Origin of the sequence: Streptomyces sp. NPDC018693 (assembly GCF_044391385.1) — a bacterium.
GTDB lineage: Bacteria > Actinomycetota > Actinomycetes > Streptomycetales > Streptomycetaceae > Streptomyces.
Window position 1 is genome coordinate 446,947 of record NZ_JBIRZZ010000002.1, and the last position, 22,180, is coordinate 469,126.

The window sequence follows — 22,180 nt, forward strand, 5'->3', positions numbered from 1 at the left end:
TGCACCCCTAGCTTCGTCGCAGCCGCAGTCCCAGGAAGGCGAGGCCCAGGCCGAAGCCGATCAGGATCAGACCGCTGCCCAGGGGCACGATGCGCAGCACCCGGGTGGCGGGTTTGGTCGCACGGGAGGTGGAGTGGGCGCCGGTGGCCGGGGAGCGGGTGGTGGCAGGGATCGTCGGATCGAGGGCCGCCGTGTCGCCGTCGTCGTCCCGAGGATCATCATCTCCTCCCGCTTCCTCCTCCGCCTGCTCGTCCACGGGCGGCGCACTGCGCCCCGGCCGTATTCGCCCCTCGCCCGGCCGGCTTCCCGCACGGTCCGGCGCGGTCGCGGTCGCGGACGCCGACGCGGACCCGGACGCGGACGGCTTCGGGGACTCCGCGGCGGCGGCCGGCGGGCCGTCGTACGACGGCAGCGCACCGAAGATGACCAGGGCCGCCGCCGGCCCCGTCACCCACCACGCACGCCCTCGCGCCGTCGTCATGCGACAAGCGTCACATAGGGTGATGAACCCGGCACTTCACGCTCACCCGGAGGGTGGATCAGCTTTCATCGGGGGCACCACGCCGAGGAGATGTACGCGTGCGAGAGAATGGCCACATGGAGATGCCGAGGAACGAAAGGTCGCCGGAGAACGCCCAGCGGATCCTGGTCGTGGGCCAGGACGGCATGGCACTCGGCGGCATCGACGCGGACGAGGACTCCCGCGAGACCCCGCTGACGGAACAGGTCGAGCAGCCGGCGAAGGTCATGCGGATCGGCAGCATGATCAAGCAGCTCCTGGAGGAGGTGCGCGCCGCTCCCCTGGACGAGGCGAGCCGGGCCCGGCTGAAGGAGATCCACGCGAGCTCGGTGAAGGAGCTGGAGGACGGCCTCGCGCCGGAACTCGTCGAGGAACTGGAGCGGCTCTCCCTGCCGTTCAACGACGAGACGACCCCGTCCGACGCGGAACTGAGGATCGCCCAGGCCCAGTTGGTGGGCTGGCTGGAGGGCCTGTTCCACGGCATCCAGACCACGCTGTTCGCCCAGCAGATGGCCGCGCGCGCCCAACTGGAGCAGATGCGCCGCGCCCTCCCGCCGGGCGTCGGCCATGAGGGCCCCGACGAGGAGCACACGGGCGGCCGGTCGGGCGGCCCGTACTTGTAAGCCGCAGGTGTAGGCCGTACACAAGCAAAGGGGCCCGGCGGTCGATCGCCGGGCCCCTCCGTATCGTTGCGGCCGTCAGGACGGGTTGCCCGTCGACACCTTGAGCTCGATCCTCGGCATGTCGTCGGGGTCGACATCCGTGCCGGCCGACGGGAACTGGTCCATGACCGCGCCTTCGCCGTACGTGTTCTCGTCCACGTATTTGACATCCATCGTCCAACCGGCGGCCTGGAAGCACTCCTTGACCGACTTGATGTACTTGAACTTGAAGCTCGGCACCCGGATCTTGTCCGGGTCGTTGTACGCCTCGTCCGGCTCGCTGCACTCTTCCGGGTCGATCGTCTTGGACGTGTCGGGCCCCCGGTACCCGGCCACCTGCGACGCCGACGCCGAGGCGCTCGTCTCGGTGCCGCCGCCGCCCCCGCCCTCGTTGTCGCTGTCGCCGCCGCTGTTCGCGACGAGCGCGGCGATCAGGGCGCCCACCGCGATGACGGAGACGATCGCCGAGCCGAGGATCACCGGCTTGTTGCTCTTGCCGCCGCCGCCCGCAGGGGCCGATGTCGCGGGCTGCGGCGTGAGGTTGTACGCCGGTGTCGGCTGCGCGGCGCCGTACGGTGCGGGCGTCTGGTAGCCGCCCTGCTGCGGATAGCCGTACGACGGGGCGGGCGCCGGTGCCGGGGTGCCGTACGGGTTGGGGGTCGGCGTCGGTGGCTGGTACGGCGTCTGGACGTTGCCCGCGGGCGTCTGCGGGTTCTGTCCGACTGGCGGGAACACCGCGGAGCCGACGCCCGCGCCGCTCTGCGTGGGCGTGCCCGCCACGATGCTCGGCGGGGCCGCCTGGAAGGAGGCGGCGACGCGCAGGCACTCGTCGCGCATGGCGACGGCGGTCGGGAAGCGCTCGTTCGGGTTCTTCTTCAACGCGCGGGCGATCAGCGCGTCCACGGCCGGCGGCAGCGAACGGTTGATCGAGGAGGCGGCGACCGGCTCCTCCTGCACATGCGCGTAAGCGATCGCCAGCGGCGAGTCCGCCTCGAACGGCAGCCGCCCGGTGACCAGTTGGAACAGCATGATGCCGACCGAGTACAGGTCGGAGCGCGCGTCGACGCCGCGGCCCAGCGCCTGCTCCGGCGACAGGTACTGCGGGGTGCCGACGACCATGCCGGTCTGCGTCATCGAGGTGACACCGGACTGCATCGCGCGCGCGATGCCGAAGTCCATCACCTTGACGACGCCGCGCTTGGTCACCATCACGTTGCCCGGCTTGATGTCCCGGTGGACCAGGCCCATTTCATGGCTGATCTCCAGGGCCGCCAGCACATCCGCGGTGACCTTCAGGGCCTTGTCGGCGGGCATCGCGCCGAACTGCCGTACGTCCGCGTCGAGAACGGACCCGAGCGGCTTGCCCTCGACGTACTCCATGACGATGTACGGCGTGGTCAGACCGTCGACATCGTCCTCACCGGTGTCGAAGACCGAGACGATGTTGGTGTGCGTGAGCTTGGCCACGGCCTGGGCCTCGCGGCGGAAACGCTCGCGGAACGCCTGTTCCCGGCCGAGTTCGGTGTGCAGCGTCTTGATCGCGACCTGGCGGTCGAGCACGGCGTCGTACGCCAGATGCACCGAGGCCATGCCGCCCTCACCGAGCAAGTCGCGCAGCTGGTAGCGGCCGCCGGCGAGTGAACGCCCCGCGTACCGGCCGTGTGCGGCGTCCTGGCTCATGTCTCTGCGTCCCCCATCGGCCCACTGGCGCCGGCTCGACTATCGATGATCGAATGTCTCATTCTCGGCCAAGTCTGCCCCAGGGCACTGACACGTCAAGCTCGGTGCCCGTTCCGTGACCGTACGCGAAAGAAGCGTCGCGGAAGCGTTACAGCAGGTGTACCGGCGGCGCACAGAATTTGCACGGCGGCGCGTGGTACGGGTTGGATGGCCGGTCCGTCCAGGGCCGGTCACCGGGCTCGTCCCGGTCCGTCGGCCCCCGTGGAGGCTGTAGCGTGGCCGACGGAGACCGTAACAACACCGCGCGCACCGCGGGCAGAAACGACGGCGAGGACTGATGGCACAGCAGCAGCGCTCTCAGGGCCCGTCCGACCCCGAGGCGACTGGCGGCGGTATGTCAGACGCGCCGGAGAACTGGGGCAACGGCGGGCTCGTCGGAGACGGCCGGTACCGGCTGACCCGCAGGCTCGGGCGGGGCGGCATGGCCGAGGTGTTCGCGGCCGAGGACGTACGGCTGGGACGCACCGTCGCGGTCAAGCTGCTGCGCGCCGACCTCGCCGAGGACCCGGTGTCCAAGGCCCGCTTCACCCGCGAGGCCCAGTCGGTGGCCGGGCTCAACCACCACGCGATCGTCGCCGTGTACGACTCCGGTGAGGACGTCGTCGGCGGCCAGTCCGTGCCGTACATCGTGATGGAGATCGTCGAGGGCCGCACCATCCGCGACCTCCTCATCAGCGCGGAGGCACCGGGCCCCGAGCAGGCCCTGATCATCGTCTCCGGCGTCCTGGAGGCGCTCGCCTACTCGCACCAGCACGGCATCGTGCACCGCGACATCAAGCCGGCGAACGTCATCATCACCCACAACGGCGCCGTCAAGGTGATGGACTTCGGCATCGCCCGCGCCCTGCACGGCGCGTCCACCACGATGACGCAGACCGGCATGGTCATGGGCACCCCGCAGTACCTGTCGCCGGAGCAGGCCCTCGGCAAGGCCGTCGACCACCGCTCCGACCTGTACGCCACGGGCTGCCTGCTCTACGAACTCCTCGCCCTGCGGCCCCCGTTCACCGGTGAGACCCCGCTGTCGGTGGTCTACCAGCACGTCCAGGACATCCCCGTGCCGCCGTCCCGGCAGCCGGACGGCGACTGCCCGCCGGAGCTCGACGGGCTCGTCATGCGGTCCCTCGCCAAGGACCCGGACGACCGCTTCCAGACGGCCGAGGAGATGCGCGGACTCATCCAGTACGCGCTGCAGATGCTCTACGACCAGGGCGCCCACACCGGCACCTGGAACACCGGGCCGGTCGACGCGCCCGCGGGCGGGCACGGCCCGTCCGGCGGCTTCGCCAGTACGACCGTGATGCCGCACGCCGGTGACGGCCCGGGCACCTCGCAGATCCCCCAGCCGATCCTGCCCACCGGGTACGGCGGCGGGGACGACGGCGGCTTCGAGGGCCACGGCAACAAGGGCAGCGGCCGCGGCAAGCTGTGGGTGCTCGCCGTGCTGGCGGTCATCGCGATCGCCGCGGGCGTCGCGCTCGCACTCAACAACGCCAACAAGGGCGAGGGTTCGGGCGGTACGACGCCGTCGCCGAGCACCTCGCCGACCGCCACCCAGGACTCCTCCAGCCCGTCCCCGAGCGACGAGGTGACCGAAGAGCCCACCCACGACGACTCGGACGGCACCTCCGGCTCCAACTCCGGGTCCAACTGGACGCCGTCCTACACGCCCTCCTACTCGCCGTCACCGAGCTTCTCCAGCGAGCCGAGCGAGTCGCCGTCCGGCGAGCCGACCGACACCCAGCCGACGGACCAGCCGACCGACACGGAGACGCAGCCGTCCGACGACGAGCCGACGGACGGCGGGACGTCCGGCAGCTCGGACAACGGCGGGGCGACGGGGCTGCTCGGCAACGGCTGACCCAACCCCTCCCTCCACTCAGTCGACGAACGCGTCGCACACCGCGTCGTACGCGCGCGTCCACCACACGACGAGCGCGGACGAGGCCGGGAACTGGGAGTCCGCTCGGGTGTCGCCGCGCTCGTAGTGCCAGCGCAGCATCCAGAAGTCGTTGAGGCGCTCCCACCACAGGCGGTGCACGGCCGCCGCGAGCTGTGAGGGCGTCGCTCCGGCCGCGCGCCGGTACGCGCGCGCGTACGCACGCGTCCGGGGCAGGTCCAGGGTGCCGTCGGGGCGTACGAAGAAGATCACGGCGGCGCGTACGGCCTCCTCGGCGCGGGGCTGTACGCACAGCCGGTCCCAGTCGACGATCGCGGCGGGGGTGTCGCCCCGGTAGAGCAGGTTGAACGGGTGGAAGTCGCCGTGCACCCAGCCCATGGAGCCGCCGCGCGGGGGGCGCCGGTCGGCGTGCCGCTCCAGCAGGGTGCGGCGTTCCAGGAGGCGGTGCCGGGCCAGCTCGTCGAAGGAGTCGGCGGGGCGGTGGCGGCGCACGCGCGCGAGGAGGTCGTCGATCAGCGCGAAGGTGTCGAGAGGGTCGGCGCTCTCGACGGGGTGCGCGCCGGTTTGTGCGCCTGGTTGTGCGCCGGGTTGCGCTCTCCGGGGGGTGCGCTCGTCCACAAGCTGTGCACTCCGGGTCCCGGCGCTCTCGCCCACGGCACTCCCGCCCCTCGCACTCCCGCTCCCGCGCCTCCCGCCGCGCCGTGCACTCCCGTCCGCACGGCGCCCGGTGTCCTCCTTGGGTGCCATCACGCACTCCAGGCCGGCGTGCACCACCCCGAGGAGCGCTCCCAGGCGGGCGCACTGGGTGTGGGTGAGCTGGGTGCCGTGGCGGTGACGGCCGTCGATCCAGGGGTGGAGGGCGTAGGCGTGGCCGCCGATGACGGCGACGGTGCGGCCGTCGCGGCCGGGCAGCGGGGGCGCGACGGGGATGCCGAGGTCGGCCAGGAGCCGGGTGGCCTGATGCTGGCGTGCGATGGCGGCGGGGTCGGCGGTGTCGGGGTCGAAGTGGTGCTTGAGGAAGTAGTGGCCGCGAGTGGTGCGCAGCCGGTAGCCGCGGTTGAGCAGGCCCTGCTCGACGGGGTCGCAGGCGAGGACGGTGCCGGCGGCGTACCGGCGGAGCAGGGTGCTCAAAGGGGGCGCATGGGGCACGAGGGGTGGTACACAGGGTCGCGGCACGCGGCAGATGCTAGGGCACGGAAGAGGGCCGTGAGCTGGGCGTTGTCACAGACAGTCGGTTCCGGTCACAGGACGTTCCGGAAGGGTCGCTCTGTACGGTTCGCGAGGCGCGCCGTGTAATTCTTGATCGTTTTTCGGCGGGATGGAGTTCGAGTCGTACAGAGAAGTCTTCCCGTGGCCTGGTCGGCCGGGATAACGTGCCGTTGCTCCGGCCTCCTGCAAGGCTGTGACCTGGGTCCTTCCCGGATCTGCGGATTTACTTGGAAATCCAAGCAAAAACGCAGGTCAGGAGGGGTTTCACAGAAATGTGGCGCACTGGGTAACGTGATAGTCGCAGGGCGCTCGCCGGGGCACCTGTCACGCCTGTTCCCGGCCGAGTGGCACCCACCCCGTGCCCGGATGTCGGAAACAGGTGAGCCGCACTGGCCACCCGGCAACCCCGGGGGCCGGACCGACGGAGGAGCACACGTGACCGTGGAGAGCACTGCCGCGCGCCAGCCGCGACGCAGCGCCGGAAGCAAGGCCGGCACCACCGGCGCCAAGCGCACCACAGCGAAGAAGACCACCGCGAAGACGGCTGCCAAGGGCACGGAGCCCGAGCTCGTCCAGCTGCTGACCCCCGAGGGCAAGCGCGTCAAGAACGCCGAGTACGACAGTTACGTCGACGGCGTCACCCCCGACGAGCTGCGCGGCCTGTACCGCGACATGGTGCTCACCCGCCGCTTCGACGCCGAGGCGACCTCCCTGCAGCGCCAGGGCGAGCTGGGCCTGTGGGCCTCGCTGCTCGGCCAGGAGGCCGCGCAGATCGGTTCCGGCCGGGCACTGCGCGACGACGACTACGTCTTCCCGACCTACCGCGAACACGGCGTCGCCTGGTGCCGCGGCGTCGACCCGACCAACCTGCTGGGCATGTTCCGCGGCGTGAACAACGGCGGCTGGGACCCCAACGGCAACAACTTCCACCTCTACACGATCGTCATCGGCTCCCAGACGCTGCACGCCACCGGCTACGCCATGGGCATCGCCAAGGACGGAGCGGACAGCGCGGTCATCGCCTACTTCGGCGACGGCGCCTCCAGCCAGGGCGACGTGGCCGAGTCGTTCACCTTCTCCGCGGTCTACAACGCCCCGGTCGTGTTCTTCTGCCAGAACAACCAGTGGGCGATCTCCGAGCCCACCGAGAAGCAGACCCGCGTCCCGCTCTACCAGCGCGCGCAGGGCTTCGGCTTCCCCGGCGTCCGCGTCGACGGCAACGACGTGCTGGCCTGCCTCGCGGTCACCAAGTGGGCGCTGGAGCGCGCCCGCCGAGGTGAGGGCCCGACCCTCGTGGAGGCGTTCACGTACCGCATGGGCGCCCACACCACCTCCGACGACCCGACCCGCTACCGCCACGACGACGAGCGGCAGGCATGGGAGGCGAAGGACCCGATCCTGCGCCTTCGCCGCTACCTGGAGTCCTCAAACCACGCGGACGAGGGATTTTTCGCGGAACTGGAGGCCGAGTCCGAGGCGTTGGGCAGGCGAGTGCGCGAAGCGGTCCGCGCCATGCCGGACCCGGACCACTTCGCCATCTTCGAGAACGCGTACGCGGACGGGCACGCGCTCGTCGACGAGGAGCGCGCCCAGTTCGCCGCGTACCAGGCGTCGTTCACGGACGTAGAGGGGGGTCACTGAAATGGCGGAGAAGATGGCACTGGCCAAGGCGATCAACGAGTCGCTGCGGCGCGCCCTGGAGGCGGACCCCAAGGTCCTCGTCATGGGTGAGGACGTCGGCAAGCTCGGCGGCGTCTTCCGGGTGACGGACGGCCTGCAGAAGGACTTCGGCGAGAGCCGCGTCATCGACACCCCCCTCGCGGAGTCCGGCATCGTCGGCACCGCGATCGGCCTCGCCCTGCGCGGCTACCGCCCGGTGGTGGAGATCCAGTTCGACGGCTTCGTCTTCCCGGCCTACGACCAGATCGTCACCCAGCTCGCCAAGATGCACGCCCGCTCGCTCGGCAAGGTCAAGCTGCCGGTCGTCGTGCGCATCCCCTACGGCGGCGGCATCGGCGCGGTCGAGCACCACTCCGAGTCCCCCGAGTCGCTCTTCGCGCATGTGGCGGGCCTGAAGATCGTCTCCCCGTCCAACGCGTCGGACGCGTACTGGATGATGCAGCAGGCCATCCAGAGCGACGACCCGGTGATCTTCTTCGAGCCCAAGCGGCGCTACTGGGACAAGGCCGAGGTCAACACCGAGGCGATCCCCAGCCCGCTGCACAAGGCCCAGGTCGTGCGTGAGGGCACCGACCTGACCCTCGCCGCCTACGGCCCCATGGTGAAGACCTGCCTGGAGGTCGCCGCCGCGGCCGCCGAGGAGGGCAAGAACCTGGAGGTCCTGGACCTGCGCTCGGTCTCCCCGCTCGACTTCGACTCCATCCAGGCGTCGGTCGAGAAGACCCGCCGCCTGGTCGTGGTCCACGAGGCGCCGGTGTTCTTCGGCTCCGGCGCGGAGATCGCCGCGCGCATCACCGAGCGCTGCTTCTACCACCTGGAGGCCCCGGTGCTCCGGGTCGGCGGCTACCACGCCCCGTACCCGCCGGCCCGCCTGGAGGAGGAGTACCTGCCGGGCCTGGACCGGGTGCTCGACGCCGTCGACCGTGCCCTGGCGTACTGAGGAGAGGGTCGTGACGACGATGACTGAAGCGTCCGTACGCGAGTTCAAGATGCCCGACGTGGGCGAGGGACTCACCGAGGCCGAGATCCTCAAGTGGTACGTCCAGCCCGGTGACACCGTCACCGACGGCCAGGTGGTGTGCGAGGTCGAGACCGCCAAGGCGGCCGTGGAACTCCCCATCCCCTACGACGGTGTGGTGCGCGCCCTGCACTTCGCCGAGGGCACCACGGTCGACGTGGGCACGCCGATCATCGCGGTGGACGTGGCGGGTGGCGCCGCACCCGCCGCCGAGGCACCGGCTGCCGTCGAGGCGCCCGCGCCGCAGCGGGAGGAACCGCAAGAGGAGCCGAAGCCGGAGGGCCGCCAGCCCGTCCTCGTCGGCTACGGCGTCGCCACCTCCTCCACCAAGCGCCGCCCCCGCAGGACCCCGGGCGCCCCGGCGCAGGAACCGGCGGCCGCACAGGCGGTGCAGTCCGAGCTGAACGGCCACGGCGGCGCCGCTCCGGCGGCCCCCGCCCCGGCGGCTCCGGCCGCCCAGGCACCCGCCAGCGCAGCCGACCGCTCCCGCCCGCTGGCCAAGCCGCCGGTGCGCAAGCTCGCCAAGGACCTCGGCGTCGACCTGACGACGGTCACCCCGACCGGCCCGGACGGCATCATCACGCGTGAGGACGTCCACGCGGCGGCGGCCCCGGCGCAGGCGCCCGAGCCGACGGCGGCACCCGCGGCGGCCCCGGCGGCCGTACCGGCCCCGGCGGTGGCAGCGGCGCCGACGCCGGCGTCGTACGACACCACCCGGGAGACCCGTATCCCGGTCAAGGGCGTGCGGAAGGCGACCGCGGCCGCGATGGTCGGCTCGGCGTTCACCGCGCCGCATGTCACCGAGTTCGTGACGGTCGACGTCACGCGCACGATGAAGCTGGTCGAGGAGCTCAAGCAGGACAAGGACATGCAGGGTCTGCGGGTGAATCCGCTCCTGCTGATCGCCAAGGCCCTGCTGGTCGCCATCAGGCGCAACCCGGAGGTCAACGCCTCCTGGGACGAGGCGGCCCAGGAGATCGTCCTCAAGCACTACGTCAACCTCGGCATCGCGGCCGCCACCCCGCGCGGCCTGATCGTGCCGAACATCAAGGACGCGCACGACAAGACGCTGCCGCAGCTCGCCGAGGCGCTGGGCGAGCTGGTGTCGACGGCGAAGGAGGGCAGGACCTCCCCGGCGGCGATGCAGGGCGGCACCGTCACCATCACCAACGTCGGCGTCTTCGGCGTCGACACCGGCACGCCGATCCTCAACCCCGGGGAGTCCGCGATCCTCGCGGTCGGCGCGATCAAGCTCCAGCCGTGGGTCCACAAGGGCAAGGTGAAGCCCCGCCAGGTCACCACGCTGGCGCTGAGCTTCGACCACCGCCTGGTCGACGGCGAGCTGGGCTCGAAGGTCCTGGCGGACGTCGCGGCCGTCCTGGAACCGCCGATGGGCGTGAGCCCCGGGGGGTGTGCGTGTGGCGCCGCCCGCCGCGCCCCGCGGCGGGCGGCTCCGCCTTCGTCAGAGGGCCGTCGCCAGGGTGGTGGTGGGGTTGTACGGGGCCGGGTGGTAGGTGGGCTTGGTCGCGGCCGGGCGGACGAACCCGCTGAAGGTGGGGCCGCTCCGCGCCTTGGTGAAGCCGTAGTCCATCAGCTTGGTCGCGTCGGCTGTGCGGGTCGAGGCGCTGGTGGAGGCGAGGACCGTGCCGATGACGGTCTTGCCGTTGCGGGTGGCCGCGAAGACCAGGCAGTACTTGGCCGTGGCGCCGGAGCCGGTCTTCACACCGAAGGTGCCGCTGTAGCTGCTCAGCAGCGTGTTGGTGTTGGTCCACGTCGCCATGGTGCGGGTGGAGCCGGTGCTGGTGATCGTCTTCGCGGTGTACGCCTTCGTCTTGACGATCGTGCGGAACGTCGAGTTCTTCAGCGCGTTGGCCGCCAGTTTCGTCAGGTCCTTCGCCGTGGAGTAGTTCGCGCCGTTGCTGATGCCGTCGAAGGAGTCGAAGTGGGTGTTGGTCATGCCCAGTGACTTCGCGGTGGTGTTCATCTTGCCGATGAAGTTCTTCACGCGCGCGTCCCGCGTGGTGCCGGTGCCGAACTTGTCGGCCAGCGCGTACGCGGCGTCGCAGCCGGACGGCAGCATCAGGCCGTACAGCAGCTGACGGACGGTCACCTTGTCGCCGACGATCAGACGGGCGGAGGAGGCGCCGCGCGACACGATGTAGTCGCTGTACGCCTTCTGGATGGTGACCTTGGCGTCGAGGTTCAGATTCGGCTGGGAGAGCACGACCTTCGCGGTCATGATCTTCGTCGTCGAACCGGTGGGGAGCTTGGTGTCGGCTCCCTTCGCGTACAGCTGGGCGCTGTTCGAGCCGTCCATCACATAGCCGGTGCGGGCGGCGATGGTGGGCGCCGCGACGGCCTGCGCGGGCGTCGCGGTGACGGCGCCCGCCGCGAGCACGGCACCGGTGGTGAGGACGACGGCCGCGGTTCGGCGGACTCGGACGCCCTGGATGGCAGTTATCAAGTGAGATACCCCGATCACGTCGAATGCCCCTGCTGTGCGGCCCAGTTGGGGGAGTGGTGGTCGTGCCGCACGTGTGAGACACACAGGGGGCGCGGATGGTTGTGCTGTCACCGGGGTGGATTCGCGTCGTACGCGGGTCCGCATGCCGGACACGCATCCCTTGTGCGTACGTGTTGTATCTATCCTGTCGGCATGACCATGGCCGTGAAGCAACCCCCCGCCGCCGACCGTGTCTACACCCATGTCAAGCAGGGCGTCCTCGACCGCCGCTACGAGGGCGGCACCCTGCTCACCGAGGGGGAGCTGGCCGAGGCCGTCGGCGTGTCGCGGACACCCGTGCGCGAGGCGCTGCTGCGGCTGGAGGTCGAGGGCCTGATCAGGCTCTACCCGAAGAAGGGCGCCCTGGTCCTGCCGGTCTCCGCGCAGGAGATCGCGGACGTCGTCGAGACCCGGCTGCTGGTGGAGGAGCACGCGACGCGCAAGGCCGTTCCCGCCCCGCCCGGCCTCATCGAGCGCCTGGAGGAGCTGCTCGCCCGGCAGAAGCGGGAGGCCGCCGCCGGTGACCTGGCCGCGGCCGCCGTCACCGACCGCTGCTTCCACGCCGAGATCGTCCGCAGCGGCGGCAACGAGATCCTGTCGCGGCTGTACGACCAACTGCGCGACCGTCAGCTGCGGATGGGCGTCGCCGTGATGCACTCCCACCCCGACCGGATCGCCAAGGGGCTCGGCGAGCACGAGGAGATCCTGCGGGCGCTGCGCTCGGGCGACGCGGACGCGGCTGTCGCGATCATCCACCGGCACATCGGCTGGTTCTCCCACCTGGCGCGCGGAGAGGTCCGATGAGCCGCGCCGCCGCCCTTCCGGGCCCACCGGGCGGTCGGCGCGCGGTCGCCGTGTGGTCCATCGGCGTCTCCGTCTACTTCGTCGCCGTCATCTTCCGTACGTCGCTGGGGGTGGCGGGCCTCGACGCCGCCGACCGCTTCCATGTGAACGCCTCCGCGCTGTCGACGTTCTCGATCCTCCAGCTGCTGGTCTACGCGGGCATGCAGATACCCGTCGGCCTGCTGGTGGACCGGCTCGGCACCAAGAAGGTGCTGACCATCGGCGTCGTACTGTTCACGGCCGGACAACTCGGCTTCGCGCTGTCCCCGTCGTACGGCATGGCGCTCGCCTCGCGGGCGCTGCTGGGCTGCGGTGACGCGATGACGTTCATCAGCGTGCTGCGGCTGGGCAGCCGCTGGTTCCCGGCGCGGCGCGGCCCGCTGGTCGCGCAGCTGGCCGGGCTCGCGGGCATGGCGGGCAACCTGGTCTCCACCCTCCTGCTGGCCCGCCTGCTGCACGGCGTCGGCTGGACGACGGCGTTCGCGGGCAGCTCGTTCGCGGGTGTCGTCGTGCTCGCTCTGCTCCTGCTGTTCCTGAAGGACCATCCGGAGGGCTTCGAGCCGGAGCCGTTCCCGCATCGGGGCGCCGCCTACGTCCGCCGCCAGATCGCCGCGTCCTGGCAGGAGCCGGGGACCAGGCTGGGGCTGTGGGTGCACTTCACCACCCAGTTCCCGGCGATGGTGTTCCTGCTGCTGTGGGGGCTGCCGTTCCTGGTCGAGGCGCAGGGGCTGTCGCGGGCCACGGCAGGCGACCTGCTCACGCTCGTCGTGCTGTGCAACATGGTGATCGGGCTGGTCTACGGCCAGATCGTGGCCCGGCACCACGAGGCGCGGCTGCCGCTGGCGCTGGGGACGGTCGGGGCGACGGCGCTGGTGTGGGCGGGCACGCTGGCGTATCCGGGCGAGCGGGCTCCGATGTGGCTGCTGGTGGTGTTGTGCGCGGTGCTCGGGGCCTGTGGGCCGGCGTCGATGCTCGGGTTCGACTTCGCGCGGCCGGCGAATCCGCCGGAGCGGCAGGGGACCGCGTCCGGGATCACCAACATGGGGGGTTTCGTCGCCTCGATGACGACGCTGTTGGCGGTGGGCGTGCTGTTGGACGCGACCGGGGGTGACTACGCGGTCGCCTTCTCGGTGGTGTTCGTGTTGCAGGCGGTGGGGGTCGGGCAGATTCTGCGGTTGCGGAAGCGGGCGGCGCGCAGGGAGCGGGAGCGGTTGGTGGCGTCGCGGGTGTCTTCGGTGCATGTGCCTGCTTGAGCCGGTGCTCTCCCACCCGCGCACCGTCCGCTTCCAGTTGGTGGAGAGGCTCGTCGACTTGTGGGGGTGCTCGCCCTTGGCGGCCGTCCGGCGACGGGTCAGGCTTGGGTCGGTACCAGCGTGAGATAGGTGATTCCGAGGATGCCTCGGTAGGTCATCCATCTGGCGCGGTGGTTGTTGAGGCGTTCGCGCGTTTCCAAGGCCAGGGGGTGGTCGGGGTGTCCGGCCAGCCATACCTCCGTGTCCGCCTGGTAGGCCGACTCGAACTGCTCCCACTCGTCGCGGTTCGCGGTCTCGGTCCACTCGGGGCGGAAGCCGGCCTCGACGGCGAGGTCGAGGAGGCGGCCCAGGCCGACGTGATCGGCGGCGGAGGCCCCCGGCCACATGCCGGACAGCTCGTCCGGAGTCGGGGTGCGCTCCCAGAAGCCCTCGCCGAGCAGGACCCGGCCGCCGTCCGCGACCAGTCGCCGCAGCTCGCGCAGCGCCTGGGAGATGTGAGCGGGGGGTTCCGCCGTGACGAGGGCCTGACTGGCCCCCACGCACAGCACCAGGTCGGCGGGCCCGCGCCCGGTGCCCGTGGCGGACTCCTCGACGAACTCCACCCGCCCGGCGAGCCCCCGCGCCTCGGCGGCCCGCCGCCCGCGCTCCAGGTCCTCGGCGTTCAGATCCAGCCCCGTGCCGCGCGCCTGCGGTACGGCGTCCAGGACCCGCAGCATCAGCTCGCCCCAGCCGCAGCCGATGTCCAGGACGGTCCGGGGCGCGCCCGCGGCGAGGCGCCGCACGATCGCGTCGGCCCGGGCCTCGGAGAGGGGGCCGTGGAAGGTGAGCCGGGTCAGGCGGGGCGGGGCGGAGGTGAGGGCTGTCTCGGCTGCCCCGGCATCGGTCTCGGTCTCGGTGGAAGTCATGCCGGGCACGCTAGTTACCGGTGATCCACGCGGACACCGATTAAACGGGCCCCCGTTGAAGGCCCCTACTTGGTCACCGCGAAGTTCCGCAGGATCGCCGCCGTCAGTTCCGGCTCGCCCTCCGCCTTCACCCGGTCGGCCACGGCTTCGGGCGTCACCCGGCCGCACGCCAGCCGGACGTACGTCTCCCAGTCGAGGGAGAAGGCGGCGGCGGGCCCGAGCGCGGGGGCGGTCTCGACCGTGCCCCGGCCCTGGATGTCCACGCGCACCGTGCGCAGGAACTCGATCGGACCGTTCACATCGAAGACGATCGCGGAGCTGCGCGGCGCGTCCGCCCTCTCCGCGACGACGGTGGGGAGTTCGCCGAGCAGCACGTCGCGGGCGATGTGCGCGCCGGGGGAGTCGAGGTTGCCGGGCACGCCGAGCGCGCTGCGCAGGTCCTGCTCGTGCACCCAGATGTTGAAGGCGTGGGCGCGCATCGACTCTTCGAGGGTGAGCTCGGTGCCCAGGGGGCCGCGCACGGTCGCGCCGGGAGCGCGCGACTCGTTCCGCAGCTGGCGGTTGCGGCGGATGATCGTGTACTCCAGCTCGGCCGTCATCTCCGGGGAGGTGTGGTGACGGCGGACATCGACCTGTACCTCCATATAGCGCTGGAGGTCGGTGGTGACGTGGAAGAGGTCGCGCGGCAGGGAGTGGATGGGGCGCGGGTCGCCGTACATCTCGCAGTCCAGTCCGATGACGTGCGACACGATGTCGCGCACCGACCAGCCCGGGCACGGCGTACGGAGGTTCCAGTCGGCCTCCACCAGCGGCTGCAGCAGCTCGGATATCGCTTCGATGGAGTGGGTCCAGGCGTCGGCGTAGGGCTGGAGGGTGGGATGCAGACTCACGGAACGGGACCCCTCGGCGGTCGGTACACGGGCGGTTGGTGGCGGCTTTGCCAGCGGGAGGTGGCTGCACTCGGCGGGTGTCTCGACTGGCTAAGTTACGCTGCTGTGAGGCACCCCGGCAGTGCTTTCGTGTGACGATCGTAGGCCCGTATGGACGGCTCGAATGCCAGGACGGTGGTAGTGTGCGCGCCTCGCTGATCCAGATCGCCGTAGAAGAGGGCGAATCGGTCGAATCGCGGCGGCTGCGCGTCGCCTCCCTGGTCCGTGCGCAGGCGGGCACCGCCGACCTGGTGGTGCTGCCGGAGCTGTGGACCACGGGTGCCTTCGCCTACCAGGAGTTCGCCTCCGAGGCCGAGCCGCTCGAAGGGCCGACGTACGAGCTGATGGCCAAGGCGGCGAGCGACGCGGGCGTGTGGCTGCACGCGGGCTCCATCCCCGAGCGGGACCCGGACGGCCCCCTCTACAACACGTCTCTCATCTTCTCCCCCTCCGGTGACCTGGCCGCCGCCTACCGCAAGATCCACCGCTTCGGCTTCGACAAGGGCGAGGCGGTGCTGATGGGCGCGGGGCGTGAGCTGGTGACGGTGCGTCTGCCGTGGACGACCCTTGGTGTGGCGACCTGTTACGACCTCCGTTTCCCCGAACTCTTCCGCGGTCTCGTCGACGCGGGCGCCGAGACCCTGCTGATCCCGGCGGGCTGGCCGGAGCGCCGCCGGGCGCACTGGACGCTGCTGGCCCAGGCGCGGGCGGTGGAGAACCAGGCGTTCGTGCTCGCCTGTGGAACGGCCGGGACGCATGCGGGAGTTCCGCAGGCGGGTCACTCGATCGTGGTGGATCCGTGGGGCGAGGTGCTCGCGGAGGCCGGCGCGGGCGAGGAGGTCCTCACGGTGGAGTTCGACCCCGGCAAGGTCGCGACGACCCGCGAGCTGTTCCCGGCGCTGAAGGACCGGGTGCTGGGGGTGGAGCCGCCGCGCCGCTGATGTGCCTGACGGGCGCGGCGTCAGCGGGTCAGGAGCAGCGGCGCTCCGTACAGGACGGTGGCCAGGGGCACGGCCCACCATATGAAGGCTCTTCCGGCCGCCGGCGGGTCCGCCTGGGCGGTGGGCCGCAGGTGTTCGTGGCCGGCCATCGCCGTCAGGGTGTCGGCCACCTGTCCGCCCACGCCTGGGAGCCGGGTGATACGGGCCAGCCATGGTGGCTGGAAGAAGCCCCCCATGGGTTCCCTCGCAGAGCCCGGGCCGAAGAACTCCAGCATGCCGTCCTTGCGCAGCTCCACCCGGCTGATCACCGACCACGACAGGAAGACCGAGGAGAAGAACCGGCGCAGGAACACCCCGTCGCGGTCGGCGGTGACGCGCCACATCGCGAGCCGGCAGAACACGAAGCCCGCGACCAGGGAGGTCCACGACGCGAAGAGCAGCGCCACCGCGCCCTTCGGGGCTTCGGAGGGCTCGGTCGCCCAGATGAACAGCGCGCACCACAGGACTCCCGCGATCCGGCCGCCCCACCCCGCACGCCACCGCAGCGGCTCGGCCGGCGCCGTCATCGTCCCGGCGAGCTCCTCGACGCGGGCCCTCTGCTCCCGCCGCACCTGTCTGCGCCGCTCCCTGAGATCCATCCCGCCCCGCCCTCACACACACGCGTGCCCGATCACGCTCACGTTCAGCTCACGCCGAGGATAGGCAGGTCCGGTGAACGTCAGTCGTCGTCCTCCCGTTCCTTCTCCGCGAGGTGGATCACACACACCGCCACCGCGATGAGCAGCGCCGGGTCCGCGTCGTCGCGGACGACATCGACGCCGTAGGTGTCACGGACGGTCAGCCAGCGGCGGGAGATCACGGCCAGCAGCTCGCCGTCGTACTCGATGGCGAACTCACGGTCGAGGATCTTGCCGCTGACGTCGAGGTCGGTGCCGTCGACCAGGGACACCCGGTAGTGGTTGCGCAGGAGGGAGAGGCGCTTGCGGCGGATGCGGGCGAGCGGTTCGTCCTCCCGCTCGATCAGCATCGTGTCCCGCAGGGCGAACATCTTCTGCCGGATGTCGATCAGGACCTGGCCGCGGTTGTCCTTCAGCTCGAAGGTGTCCCGCAGCCGCATCGCCTTGCCGTCGACGAGGAAGACCTTGTTGCCGCGGTCGTCCTCGATCCAGTAGTCGTCGCCGAAGCCCAGGATCCGGTCGCGCACGAGGAATCTCATGTCGGGACCGGTTCCCCGCCGCCGCCTCCGAAACGCCGTCGATAGGCCGACGGGCTGAGCCCGGTCTCGCGCCGCACCCGCGCGCGTAGGTTGGCGGCCGTCCCCAGACCGCTCTTCGCGGCCACCACGTCCAGCCGTTCCTCCCCCCGCTCGATCAGCCGACAGGCGAGGGTCACCCGCTCGCCGGTCAGCCAGGCGAGCGGGGTCGTCCCGAGCTGCGCCTGGAAACGCCGGTGGAGCGTGGCGGGGGAGACCGCCGCGCGGGCCGCCAGGTCGGCCACCGTGAGCTGCTCCCCCAGCCGTTCCTGCGCCCACGCCAGCAGCGGCGCCAGGGACTCGTCCCGTACGTCGGGCACCGGCCGCTCCACGAACTGGCGCTGGCCGCCGTCGCGATGGGCGGCGAAGACGAGGCGGCGGGAGACGTGGTTGGCGATCTCGGCGCCGTGGTCGCGGCGTACGACATGGAGGCTGAGGTCCAGCGCGGAGGCGCTGCCCGAGGCGGTGAGGATGTCGCCGTCGTCGACGAACAGCACGTCCGGCTCCAGTCGGACCGCGGGGAAGCGCGCGCGGAAGGCGTCCGCCCACATCCAGTGGCAGGCCGCCGGGCGTCCGTCCAGCAGGCCGGCTTCCGCGAGGGTGAAGGCGCCGGAGCAGAAACCGATCAGCCGGGCACCACGCGCGTGTGCCCGGCGCACGGTGTCCAGGACGCGGGCGGTGCGCGGGGTGTCGGTGTCGGGGCGGTTCGGCACGATCAGCGTGTCTGCCTCCTCGGCCGCCTCCAGTCCGGCGACCCCGGTGAGGGTGAAGAACCCGTCGCGCATCCGCGTCTCGGATTCCGCCGCGCACAGCCGGAAGTCGTACAGCTCACGGCCCAGCTCCGGCCGGCGCAGCCCGAAGACCTCGATGGCGCAGCTCATCTCGAAGGGGTTGGAGTTCTCGTCGACGACCAGCACGACCCGGTGCCGGTGAGAGGATCCTTGCGACATATGCGATTCCTAGCACTCGCACGGCGGTCCCGTCACCCGCAGGATGACCGGCATGAGCAACGAACCCATCTCCCTGACCGCCGCCCTCGCCTCCTTCACCCAGCAGTGGAGCCCGCGCATCGTGACCACTGTCAACGACTACGACGTACGCGTCGCCAAGGTCGAGGGCGAGCACCTCTGGCACGTCCACGACCACACGGACGAGTTCTTCCTGGTCCTGTCCGGGGAACTGCACATCGGCCTGCGGGATGCGGAGGGAGAGGGGCACGGTGAGCGCACGGTCGTCCTGCCGCGGGGCTCCGTCTTCACCGTCCCCCGCGGCATCGAGCACAAGCCGTACGCCGCTGTCCCCACCGAGCTGCTGCTCCTCGAACCCAGCGGCACCTCGACGGTCGGCGACCGCCACGAGGAGGTTCCGGCGCATGTGGACGCGACGACGGGGCATGCGCTGGGCTGACTGTCAGTGGCCGGTGGCGGGACCGGGGCGGGCCGGTCCGGATCACGGTCACCCCTCCAGGAAGGCCACCAGGGCGTTCGCCAGGAGGTACGGGTCGTCGGCGCCGCACAGTTCGCGGGCGCTGTGCATCGACAGGATGGCCACGCCGATGTCCACCGTGCGGATGCCGTGGCGGGCCGCGGTGATGGGGCCGATGGTGGTGCCGCAGGGCATGGAGTTGTTGGAGACGAAGGACTGGAAGGGGACGCCGGCCCGGTCGCAGGCGGCGGCGAAGATCGCGCGGCCCGAACCGTCGGTGGCGTAGCGGTTGTTGACGTTGACCTTGAGGATGGGGCCGCCGTTGACGCGGGGGTGGTGCGTCGGGTCGTGCCGCTCGGCGTAGTTGGGGTGGACGGCGTGCCCCGTGTCGGAGGAGAGGCAGACGGTGCCGGCGAAGGCGCGGGCCCTGTCCTCGTAGGAGCCGCCGCGTGCGAACACCGAGCGTTCCAGGACGGATCCGAGCAGCGGGCCGTCCGCTCCCGTGTCCGACTGGGAGCCGTTCTCCTCGTGGTCGAAGGCGGCGAGGACCGGGATGTAGGGCAGGTCCTGGCCGGTGACCGCGGTGAGGGCGGCCGTGGCGGAGTGCACCGACAGCAGGTTGTCCATGCGCGGCCCGGCGAGCAGTTCGCGGTCGCGGCCCAGGTAGGCGGGCGGCTCCACGGAGTGGGTCATCAGGTCCCAGCCGGTGACCTCGCCGGCCGGCAGCCCGGCCTCCTGCTCCAGAAAGGCGATCAGATCGCCGTCGCGCACGCTGTCGCCGAGGCCCCACACGGGCTGCAGATGCCGCTGCTTGTCGAGCTTGAGGCCCTCCGCCGACACCGACCGGTCCAGGTGGATGGCGAGCTGCGGGACGCGCAGCAGTGGACGGTCGACGTTCACCAGGCGCGTCGTACCGTCCCGCAGGGTCAGCCGGCCGGCCAGGCCCAGGTCGCGGTCGAGCCAGGAGTTCAGCAGGGGGCCGCCGTAGATCTCCACGGCGACCTGGCGCCAGCCGTGCGCACCGGTGTCGGGCAGCGGCTTGACCCGCAGGTTGGGAGAGTCGGTGTGGGCGCCGACGATGCGGAAGGGGGTGTGCGGCGCGGCGCCTTCGGGCACGTACCAGGCCACGATCGCGCCGCCGCGGAGCACGTACTTGCCGCCGCTCGTCCCGTCCCAGGCGTCCGTCTCGGCCACCTGCCGGAAACCGGCCTTCTCCAGCCGCTCGGCCGCGGCGGCCACGGCGTGGTACGGCGACGGACTCGCCGTGAGGAAGGACATCAGGTCGTCTGTGTGACCGCGGCCGAAGCGGGAGGGTTCGCTCATGGGTTCACCTTAGCGACGGACGCGCGGGCGCCGGTCAGGGCGCGATGTTGCGGCGTACGGCGGTCTGCGCGGCGTACGCACAGGCGTCGGCCCATGCCTGGGAAAAGCGGTGAGGGCCCGCTCCCCTCGCCGGGAGCGGGCCCTCACCTCACGAACGTCTGGACGACTAGAACGCGGCCTCGTCCAGCTCCATGATGTCCAGGTCGACGCCCTGGGCCACCTTGCGGGCCAGGGTGACGCCCGGCAGGACGTTGGCCGCGAAGAACTTCGCCGCCGCGATCTTGCCGGTGTAGAAGGACTTGTCCTTGGCGGAGGCCGTCTCCAGCTTCTCGGCGGCGATCGCGGCACCCTTGAGCAGCAGGTAGCCGACGACGACGTCACCGGAGGCCATGAGCAGGCGGGTGGTGTTCAGGCCCACCTTGTACATGTTCTTGACGTCCTGCTCGGTGGCCGCGAGGTCGGTCAGCATCAGACCGACGATGGCCTCCAGCTCGACGGCCGCCTTGGCCAGGTGCTCGCGGGCGCCCGCCAGCTCCTCGCCGCCGGTGCCCAGCGCCAGGAACTTCTTGATGTCCTCGGCGAGCGTGTTCAGCGCGGCGCCCTGGTTGCGGACGATCTTCCGGAAGAAGAAGTCCTGCCCCTGGATCGCGGTCGTGCCCTCGTACAGGGTGTCGATCTTGGAGTCGCGGATGTACTGCTCGATCGGGTACTCCTGCAGGAAGCCGGAGCCGCCGAAGGTCTGCAGCGACTGGGCGAGCTGCTCGTAGCCCTTCTCGGAGCCGTAGCCCTTGACGATGGGGAGCAGGAGGTCGTTCAGGGCGTGCTCGGCGGAGGCGTCCTCGCCCGCCGTCTCCTTGACCGCGATCGCGTCCTGCACCGAGGCGGTGTAGAGGACGAGTGCGCGCATGCCCTCCGCGTACGCCTTCTGCGTCATCAGCGAGCGGCGCACGTCGGGGTGGTGGGTGATGGTGACCTTGGGCGCGGCCTTGTCCATGAAGTTGGCCAGGTCCGGGCCCTGGACGCGCTCCTTGGCGTACTCCAGGGCGTTGAGGTAGCCCGTCGAGAGCGTGGAGATCGCCTTCGTGCCGACCATCATGCGGGCGAACTCGATGATGCGGAACATCTGGCGGATGCCGTCGTGCTTGTCGCCGATCAGCCAGCCCTTGGCGGGGTGCTGGTCACCGAAGGTCATCTCGCAGGTGTTGGACGCCTTCAGGCCCATCTTGTGCTCGACGTTCGTCGCGTAGACGCCGTTGCGCTCGCCCAGCTCGCCGGTCTCGAAGTCGAAGAGGTACTTCGGGACGAGGAAGAGGGACAGGCCCTTGGTGCCGGGGCCGGCGCCCTCGGGGCGGGCCAGCACGTAGTGGAGGATGTTCTCCGACATGTCGTGCTCACCCGAGGTGATGAAGCGCTTCACGCCCTCGATGTGCCAGGAGCCGTCCTCCTGCTGGACCGCCTTGGTGCGGCCGGCGCCCACGTCCGAGCCCGCGTCGGGCTCGGTGAGGACCATGGTGGAGCCCCACTGCTTCTCGACGGCGATCTGGGCGATCTTCTTCTGGACGTCGTTGCCCTCGTCGAAGAGGATGCCGGCGAACGCCGGGCCGGAGGAGTACATCCACACGGCCGGGTTGGCGCCCAGGATCAGCTCCGCGTACGCCCAGATCAGGGACGGCGGGGCGGTCGTACCGCCGATCTCCTCGGGCAGGCCCAGGCGCCAGTACTCGGAGTCCATGAACGCCTGGTAGCTCTTCTTGAAGGAGGCGGGCACCGGCGCCGTGTTGGTCTCCGGGTCGAAGACCGGCGGGTTACGGTCGGCGTCCGTGAAGGACTCCGCCAGCTCGTTCTCCGAGAGGCGGGTCAGCTCCTCCAGGATGCTCTTGGCGGTCTCGGTGTCCATCTCCTCGAACGGGCCGGTGCCGTACAGCTTGTCGCGTCCCAGTACTTCGAAGAGGTTGAACTCGATGTCGCGGAGATTCGACTTGTAGTGCCCCATGGCGACGGCTCCCGGCTCCGTAGAGAGATCGGCGAGGCACTGGATCCTCGCGCTAGTTCACGTACCAACAAGTAGCTACGATGA

19 protein-coding genes and 1 pseudogene are annotated in these 22,180 nt (G+C 70.9%); 9 read left to right on the top strand and 11 right to left on the bottom strand.

The features are described from left to right. Positions 1-7: 7 nt before the first annotated feature. On the bottom strand, positions 8-481 hold the full coding sequence (locus tag ACH5AC_RS06410) for a hypothetical protein (RefSeq protein ID WP_398860514.1): 474 nt from the start codon (positions 479-481) through the stop codon (positions 8-10). Between the two features lie 116 nt (positions 482-597). On the opposite strand from ACH5AC_RS06410, the gene ACH5AC_RS06415 reads away from it, so the two are divergent. After that, positions 598-1,143, top strand: a complete 546-nt coding sequence (locus ACH5AC_RS06415) for a bacterial proteasome activator family protein (protein ID WP_398860515.1) — start codon at positions 598-600, stop codon at positions 1,141-1,143. A gap of 75 nt (positions 1,144-1,218) precedes the next feature. Here ACH5AC_RS06415 and ACH5AC_RS06420 read toward each other — a convergent pair whose 3' ends face one another. Next, positions 1,219-2,862 carry a protein kinase gene (locus ACH5AC_RS06420; RefSeq protein WP_398860516.1) on the bottom strand — a complete coding sequence of 548 codons (1,644 nt, stop codon included), beginning with the start codon at positions 2,860-2,862 and terminating at the stop codon, positions 1,219-1,221. Between the two features lie 337 nt (positions 2,863-3,199). On the opposite strand from ACH5AC_RS06420, the gene ACH5AC_RS06425 reads away from it, so the two are divergent. Further along, positions 3,200-4,783 carry a protein kinase gene (locus ACH5AC_RS06425; RefSeq protein ID WP_398860517.1) on the top strand — a complete coding sequence of 528 codons (1,584 nt, stop codon included), beginning with the start codon at positions 3,200-3,202 and terminating at the stop codon, positions 4,781-4,783. A gap of 18 nt (positions 4,784-4,801) precedes the next feature. Here the strand turns inward: ACH5AC_RS06425 and ACH5AC_RS06430 are convergent, their stop codons facing one another. Beyond that, entirely contained in the window at positions 4,802-5,971 is a 1,170-nt protein-coding gene (locus ACH5AC_RS06430; RefSeq protein ID WP_398860518.1) for a phosphotransferase, read from the bottom strand. A gap of 495 nt (positions 5,972-6,466) precedes the next feature. On the opposite strand from ACH5AC_RS06430, the gene pdhA reads away from it, so the two are divergent. The 3 genes and pseudogenes from pdhA to ACH5AC_RS06445 all read left to right on the top strand — a co-directional run. Next, positions 6,467-7,672, top strand: a complete 1,206-nt coding sequence (pdhA, locus tag ACH5AC_RS06435) for a pyruvate dehydrogenase (acetyl-transferring) E1 component subunit alpha (protein WP_398860519.1) — start codon at positions 6,467-6,469, stop codon at positions 7,670-7,672. 1 nt (position 7,673) lies between these two features. Further along, the gene (locus tag ACH5AC_RS06440; RefSeq protein ID WP_398860521.1) at positions 7,674-8,651 is read left to right on the top strand and encodes an alpha-ketoacid dehydrogenase subunit beta; all 978 of its coding nucleotides are present in this window, start codon (positions 7,674-7,676) and stop codon (positions 8,649-8,651) included. 10 nt (positions 8,652-8,661) lie between these two features. Further along, positions 8,662-10,119 (top strand): annotated as a pseudogene (locus ACH5AC_RS06445) (dihydrolipoamide acetyltransferase family protein); the annotation flags it as partial. 72 nt (positions 10,120-10,191) lie between these two features. Here the strand turns inward: ACH5AC_RS06445 and ACH5AC_RS06450 are convergent. Then, positions 10,192-11,193: a D-alanyl-D-alanine carboxypeptidase family protein gene (locus ACH5AC_RS06450; RefSeq protein ID WP_398860915.1), complete on the bottom strand. Its 1,002-nt coding sequence runs from the start codon at positions 11,191-11,193 to the stop codon at positions 10,192-10,194. Between the two features lie 192 nt (positions 11,194-11,385). On the opposite strand from ACH5AC_RS06450, the gene ACH5AC_RS06455 reads away from it, so the two are divergent. After that, positions 11,386-12,036 carry a GntR family transcriptional regulator gene (locus ACH5AC_RS06455; RefSeq protein WP_398860522.1) on the top strand — a complete coding sequence of 217 codons (651 nt, stop codon included), beginning with the start codon at positions 11,386-11,388 and terminating at the stop codon, positions 12,034-12,036. After that, on the top strand, positions 12,033-13,328 hold the full coding sequence (locus tag ACH5AC_RS06460; protein ID WP_398860523.1) for a nitrate/nitrite transporter: 1,296 nt from the start codon (positions 12,033-12,035) through the stop codon (positions 13,326-13,328). Before ACH5AC_RS06455 ends, ACH5AC_RS06460 begins: the two co-directional genes overlap by 4 nt. 98 nt (positions 13,329-13,426) lie before the next feature. Here ACH5AC_RS06460 and ACH5AC_RS06465 read toward each other — a convergent pair whose 3' ends face one another. Together ACH5AC_RS06465 and ACH5AC_RS06470 are read right to left on the bottom strand one after the other, a co-directional pair. Continuing rightward, positions 13,427-14,233 carry an SAM-dependent methyltransferase gene (locus ACH5AC_RS06465; protein ID WP_398860524.1) on the bottom strand — a complete coding sequence of 269 codons (807 nt, stop codon included), beginning with the start codon at positions 14,231-14,233 and terminating at the stop codon, positions 13,427-13,429. Positions 14,234-14,298: 65 nt separating this feature from the next. After that, the gene (locus ACH5AC_RS06470) at positions 14,299-15,123 is read right to left on the bottom strand and encodes a maleylpyruvate isomerase family mycothiol-dependent enzyme (RefSeq protein WP_398860525.1); all 825 of its coding nucleotides are present in this window, start codon (positions 15,121-15,123) and stop codon (positions 14,299-14,301) included. Positions 15,124-15,305: 182 nt separating this feature from the next. Between ACH5AC_RS06470 and ACH5AC_RS06475 the strand changes: the two genes are divergently transcribed. Continuing rightward, the gene (locus ACH5AC_RS06475; RefSeq protein ID WP_398860526.1) at positions 15,306-16,103 is read left to right on the top strand and encodes a carbon-nitrogen family hydrolase; all 798 of its coding nucleotides are present in this window, start codon (positions 15,306-15,308) and stop codon (positions 16,101-16,103) included. A gap of 20 nt (positions 16,104-16,123) precedes the next feature. On the opposite strand, the gene ACH5AC_RS06480 is transcribed toward ACH5AC_RS06475, so the two are convergent. The 3 genes from ACH5AC_RS06480 to ACH5AC_RS06490 form a co-directional block, all read right to left on the bottom strand. Continuing rightward, positions 16,124-16,741 carry a hypothetical protein gene (locus ACH5AC_RS06480; RefSeq protein ID WP_398860527.1) on the bottom strand — a complete coding sequence of 206 codons (618 nt, stop codon included), beginning with the start codon at positions 16,739-16,741 and terminating at the stop codon, positions 16,124-16,126. Between the two features lie 80 nt (positions 16,742-16,821). Next, a complete protein-coding gene (locus ACH5AC_RS06485; RefSeq protein ID WP_398860528.1) occupies positions 16,822-17,319 on the bottom strand; it encodes an LURP-one-related/scramblase family protein in 498 nt (165 codons plus the stop codon). Further along, positions 17,316-18,305, bottom strand: coding sequence for a GlxA family transcriptional regulator (locus tag ACH5AC_RS06490; RefSeq protein WP_398860530.1), 990 nt, complete (start codon positions 18,303-18,305; stop codon positions 17,316-17,318). Before ACH5AC_RS06490 ends, ACH5AC_RS06485 begins: the two co-directional genes overlap by 4 nt. A gap of 52 nt (positions 18,306-18,357) precedes the next feature. Between ACH5AC_RS06490 and ACH5AC_RS06495 the strand changes: the two genes are divergently transcribed. Next, the gene (locus tag ACH5AC_RS06495; protein ID WP_398860531.1) at positions 18,358-18,762 is read left to right on the top strand and encodes a cupin domain-containing protein; all 405 of its coding nucleotides are present in this window, start codon (positions 18,358-18,360) and stop codon (positions 18,760-18,762) included. A gap of 48 nt (positions 18,763-18,810) precedes the next feature. Here ACH5AC_RS06495 and ACH5AC_RS06500 read toward each other — a convergent pair whose 3' ends face one another. Together ACH5AC_RS06500 and ACH5AC_RS06505 are read right to left on the bottom strand one after the other, a co-directional pair. Next, a complete protein-coding gene (locus ACH5AC_RS06500) occupies positions 18,811-20,103 on the bottom strand; it encodes a M18 family aminopeptidase (protein WP_398860532.1) in 1,293 nt (430 codons plus the stop codon). A 166-nt stretch (positions 20,104-20,269) separates the two neighbouring features. Continuing rightward, positions 20,270-22,096, bottom strand: coding sequence for an acyl-CoA dehydrogenase (locus ACH5AC_RS06505; RefSeq protein WP_398860533.1), 1,827 nt, complete (start codon positions 22,094-22,096; stop codon positions 20,270-20,272). Positions 22,097-22,180 lie beyond the last annotated feature (84 nt).

Bases quoted from the DNA above. Each gene is read 5' to 3' on its own strand.
- ACH5AC_RS06410 (WP_398860514.1), bottom strand. From the start codon at position 481: ATGACGACGGCGCGAGGGCGTGCGTGGTGGGTGACGGGGCCGGCGGCG.
- ACH5AC_RS06415 (WP_398860515.1), top strand. From the start codon at position 598: ATGGAGATGCCGAGGAACGAAAGGTCGCCGGAGAACGCCCAGCGGATC.
- ACH5AC_RS06420 (WP_398860516.1), bottom strand. From the start codon at position 2,862: ATGAGCCAGGACGCCGCACACGGCCGGTACGCGGGGCGTTCACTCGCC.
- ACH5AC_RS06425 (WP_398860517.1), top strand. From the start codon at position 3,200: ATGGCACAGCAGCAGCGCTCTCAGGGCCCGTCCGACCCCGAGGCGACT.
- ACH5AC_RS06440 (WP_398860521.1), top strand. From the start codon at position 7,674: ATGGCGGAGAAGATGGCACTGGCCAAGGCGATCAACGAGTCGCTGCGG.
- ACH5AC_RS06455 (WP_398860522.1), top strand. From the start codon at position 11,386: ATGACCATGGCCGTGAAGCAACCCCCCGCCGCCGACCGTGTCTACACC.
- ACH5AC_RS06460 (WP_398860523.1), top strand. From the start codon at position 12,033: ATGAGCCGCGCCGCCGCCCTTCCGGGCCCACCGGGCGGTCGGCGCGCG.
- ACH5AC_RS06465 (WP_398860524.1), bottom strand. From the start codon at position 14,233: ATGACTTCCACCGAGACCGAGACCGATGCCGGGGCAGCCGAGACAGCC.
- ACH5AC_RS06480 (WP_398860527.1), bottom strand. From the start codon at position 16,741: ATGGATCTCAGGGAGCGGCGCAGACAGGTGCGGCGGGAGCAGAGGGCC.
- ACH5AC_RS06485 (WP_398860528.1), bottom strand. From the start codon at position 17,319: ATGAGATTCCTCGTGCGCGACCGGATCCTGGGCTTCGGCGACGACTAC.
- ACH5AC_RS06490 (WP_398860530.1), bottom strand. From the start codon at position 18,305: ATGTCGCAAGGATCCTCTCACCGGCACCGGGTCGTGCTGGTCGTCGAC.
- ACH5AC_RS06495 (WP_398860531.1), top strand. From the start codon at position 18,358: ATGAGCAACGAACCCATCTCCCTGACCGCCGCCCTCGCCTCCTTCACC.
- ACH5AC_RS06500 (WP_398860532.1), bottom strand. From the start codon at position 20,103: ATGAGCGAACCCTCCCGCTTCGGCCGCGGTCACACAGACGACCTGATG.
- ACH5AC_RS06505 (WP_398860533.1), bottom strand. From the start codon at position 22,096: ATGGGGCACTACAAGTCGAATCTCCGCGACATCGAGTTCAACCTCTTC.